The organism is Pseudopedobacter sp., assembly GCF_040392825.1.
Taxonomy (GTDB): domain Bacteria; phylum Bacteroidota; class Bacteroidia; order Sphingobacteriales; family Sphingobacteriaceae; genus Pseudopedobacter.
Map to the genome: position 1 here is coordinate 1 of NZ_JBEBVH010000324.1, position 3,950 is coordinate 3,950.

3 protein-coding genes are annotated in these 3,950 nt (G+C 34.6%); all 3 read left to right on the plus strand.

From position 1 onward, the window contains the following. Positions 1-288 precede the first annotated feature (288 nt). The 3 genes from ABWO41_RS16300 to ABWO41_RS16310 all read left to right on the plus strand — a co-directional run bounded on the left by ABWO41_RS16300 (position 289) and on the right by ABWO41_RS16310 (position 3,827). Positions 289-2,283 (plus strand): hybrid sensor histidine kinase/response regulator transcription factor, encoded by a 1,995-nt coding sequence (locus ABWO41_RS16300; RefSeq protein ID WP_353140303.1) that lies wholly within the window; start codon positions 289-291, stop codon positions 2,281-2,283. A 45-nt stretch (positions 2,284-2,328) separates the two neighbouring features. Further along, on the plus strand, positions 2,329-3,192 hold the full coding sequence (locus tag ABWO41_RS16305) for a leucine-rich repeat domain-containing protein (RefSeq protein ID WP_353140305.1): 864 nt from the start codon (positions 2,329-2,331) through the stop codon (positions 3,190-3,192). Positions 3,193-3,371: 179 nt separating this feature from the next. Further along, positions 3,372-3,827 (plus strand): hypothetical protein, encoded by a 456-nt coding sequence (locus tag ABWO41_RS16310; RefSeq protein WP_353140307.1) that lies wholly within the window; start codon positions 3,372-3,374, stop codon positions 3,825-3,827. The last annotated feature ends 123 nt before the right edge of the window (positions 3,828-3,950 follow it).

Sequence of the window (3,950 nt, forward strand, 5' to 3'; positions counted from 1 at the left end):
ATTCAGAATTGAGTTATCTATGGTGTTTTAGACGATCCTAATGGTAATTTATGGCTTAGTAGTAATATTGGGCTTATTTGTGTAAATACAGATCATCCACAAAGATTTAAGCTTTACGATATTGAAAATGGTCTTCAAAGTAATCAGTTCAACTATAAATCTACCTACAAAACTAAATACTGTAAATATTATTTTGGAGGGATAAATGGTTTTAGCAGTTTCTATCCTCAGGACGTAAATAAATCCAAAAATCAAATTTCTCCGGCAGTTGCAATAACACAACTAAGTTTGTTGGGCAATTCGAATGCACAGCTGGAAAAAGAAATCCAAACTAGCCTGAATAAAAGAGAACCAATTAAACTGAGTTATAATACTTCTTCCTTTACAATTTCCTTTGTCAGCCTGAGTTTTATATCCCAGTCGAAAAACCAATATGCATATAAGCTGGAAGGAGCAGATACTCATTGGACTTATGCTGGTAATAATAAAAGTGTTACCTATGTAAGCTTGCCCCCAGGTAATTATACATTTAAAGTTAAAGCTTCTAACAATGATGGTTTATGGAACGAAACAGGCAGCGAAATCTCTATAGAAATACTTCCTCCTTTTTGGTTGTCTTTACCTGCTAAGATATTTTATGCGCTTTTGGCTCTCTCATTGATTTACCTTTCTGTCAGGTTTTATATCAATAGGAATAGAGTTAGGCAGCTTAGACAGCTTGAAGCTTTTAAAGCAGATCAGGAAACCAAATCCTTTAAATCTAAAATAGAGTTTTTTACTACCATAGCGCATGAAATAAGAACACCTTTAAGCCTTATAAGCGGGCCGTTGGAAGAAATTGTTTCTACCGGCGAAGGAAGCAATCAAACGAAGCAGAATCTGGCCGTTATTGAAAAGAATTGCGACAGGTTAAGTGTACTTATTAATCAACTGCTTGATTTTAGAAAGATGGATACCACAGAATATAAACTGCATCCGGAGCGGATTGATATTAAGGAGTATCTTTTGGAAATGCATGAGCGTTTCAAGAAGTCGGCACAAAATAATAAGCTTCAGTTTGATTTAAAATTGCCAAAAGAAAAAGAACTTTTTGTACTTGCTGATTTGGATGCATTAACGAAAATTGTAGGAAATTTATTAACTAATGCACTCAAATTTTCCAAAAGCAGGATTATTCTTAAGCTTATTCACAATCGGGACCAATCTTATACAATTAGTGTAGAAGACGATGGGAAAGGTATTCCGGATGAGTTAAAAAATCTGGTTTTCGATCCGTTTTTTCAGGTTCAATCCGGAAAAGACAATCCGGGGACTGGAATTGGACTTTCGTTGGTAAAACATTTGTCCACATTAATGAAGGCCAATATATCTATTGCAGATAGTCCAAAAGGTGGGACCATATTTCTGTTTACGTTTACCGACCTGGCTTTGATTGCTCAGGAAGAAGAAAAGCAGGAGGAGACACTTCCCGAGAAGGATTTTTTTGCAGTTTCGGTTGAACATACAGAGGAAAATGTATTGATTGTCGATGATAATCCGGATATGACAAGCTTTATCAGCAGTTGCTTGTCGGGAGATTATCTGGTAGATACAGCGGAAGACGCGCAGCAAGCCATGAGGCTTTTAGACGAGAAACATTATAATCTGGTTATTTCTGATATTATGATGCCGGGTATAGACGGAATATCATTTGTGAAGAAACTGAAGTCCGATGTAAATTACTCACATATTCCGGTCATTCTGCTTTCTGCAAAAATAGAAAACTCAACTAAAGCAGAAGGACTAATGTCGGGAGCAGATGTTTTTATTGAAAAACCGTTTTCAACCATATATTTAAAAGCGCAAATTGCCAGTTTATTAAAAAACAGGAAAGCCGTTTTGGATATTTTCAACCGCTCTCCTTTGGCGTCCTATTCGTCACTTGCAACCAATAAAAGTGATGAATATTTCTTAAGCAAACTTAACGAGGAAATAGAAAAGCATATTTCGGATGAGAGTTTTTCTGTAGAATCTTTAACGGATATCCTCAACATCAGCAGGTCTAATTTACAGCGGAAATTAAAAGCAATTAGTGGTTATTCTCCCGGAGATTATCTGCGTAATTACCGTTTAAAAAAAGCTTGTATGTTATTATTGGAGTCTGATAGTAGAATTAATGAAGTCGCATTTAGGGTAGGATTCAATTCGGCGTCCTACTTTACAAAGGCCTTCTATAAAAGCTATCAGATGTCGCCCAAAGAATTTATCAACCATCATCTTAAGACATCAAAGAAGACAGGGTAGCCTTTTTGAGAAATTTTCTTAAATTCGGATATTATAAACTGTAAGATGAAAAAGTACCTGTTTTTTGCTTTTTGTATAGTACCGATGTTTCTTTTCGCACAAAGCACTCCTGAAATTGTATTAAAGAGAAATACTAAAGGACTAACAACATTGAAGTTATCTCTGGTAAATAAGGGTAAGGTAGATGTTGATTGGGGCGATGGAAACAGAAAAACTTATGAAGTTAATGACGAATCCAGAATTATAGATGTTACGGCTGTTAGTGAAGAGGTAAAGAGAAATGCTGTTATTAAAATATATGGGGCAGGGATTAAAGTTTTTTCATGTTTGGATCAATTTATAACACTTTTAGACGTGAAACAGGCTCAAAACTTAATGACATTAGATTGTGGTAAAAATTATCTGGAAACAATAGATGTAAGTCAGAATAAAAGCTTAAGAACTTTATTGGTTCATGCTAACCGATTAAAATCACTCGATATATCTCAAAACACAAGATTAACCTATTTAAACTGCTCTTATAATTATTTGAAAACTTTAGACGTATCAAAAAATGTCAATTTGTCTTACCTGAATTTTTCAGACAATTTAATGAATAAGATTAATTTGGGAAAACAGAAAGCGTTACGTTCTTTAAGCCTGAGCGGTAATAAATTTAAAAAATTGGAGGTTAAGGACTTTTCTAATATCAAATTCCTGGATTTAACGTATAACAAATTTAATGCATGTGCTCTGAATTCGATTTACAGTCATTTGCCTGAAAAAAAGGAGGAAGGGGAATCTGTAGAAAAGAAAACTAGTCTGCTGGTGGCAAATAATAAAGGAATTGTGGCCAGTAAGACAAGTATTGTAACCCAGAAGGGATGGGTAGTGGATGTAGAAGGAAGAGGTGTAAGCAATTGTTTTTAAATAAACTTAAGCCTGTCTTCGTAAAATAACCGTTTTAATTTAATCTGCCTTATTTCTGGATTTAATAAGCCCGTCTCTTTTGTCTGCGTTTTTGTTACAAACAAGCAGGCCAAGTTTTTTAAACCATATTATTTGATAACTGTCATACCAATAAGTTTGACAATTTAAATGATACGGTTATGAAAAGATTCTTTTTAATGTCTGTTTTACTAGCAAGTGTTTTTACGTTCAAAACCGCAGACGCTCAGGTAAGCTTAAATGTAAACGTTAATCTGGGATCTCAGCCGGCTTGGGGTCCGGCAGGATATAACTATGTCGAGTACTATTATATTCCCGATATCAATGTATATTATCATGTAAATAGTAGAAGATATACTTATTATAATGGGAAGAAATGGTTAACGGTAGGTAATCTTCCTAAGCATTACCGTAACTACAATTTCTATAATGGATATAAAGTGGTTGTAAATAGGTCCAGACCCTGGGAGTCACATAATCATTATGTAGCCAATTATTCCAGATATAAAGGACATAAAGGTCAACCAACTATAAGAGGCCATCAAAGATATAATGATCATAAATCTAAAAGAAATGATCATGGTAGAAATCAGGGCAATGGGCATCGACGCCATTAGTCGAGATAGATAGATAGATAGATAGGGAAAAGGGCCTCTTAAGGCCCTTTTTTATGTAATAACTGTTTAGTCTTTAGTCTTATTTTTTTGTACACTTTGTTTTAGTTTTTCCGCCTTTTTCCT

Bases quoted from the DNA above. Each gene is read 5' to 3' on its own strand.
- ABWO41_RS16305 (WP_353140305.1), top strand. From the start codon at position 2,329: ATGAAAAAGTACCTGTTTTTTGCTTTTTGTATAGTACCGATGTTTCTT.
- ABWO41_RS16310 (WP_353140307.1), top strand. From the start codon at position 3,372: ATGAAAAGATTCTTTTTAATGTCTGTTTTACTAGCAAGTGTTTTTACG.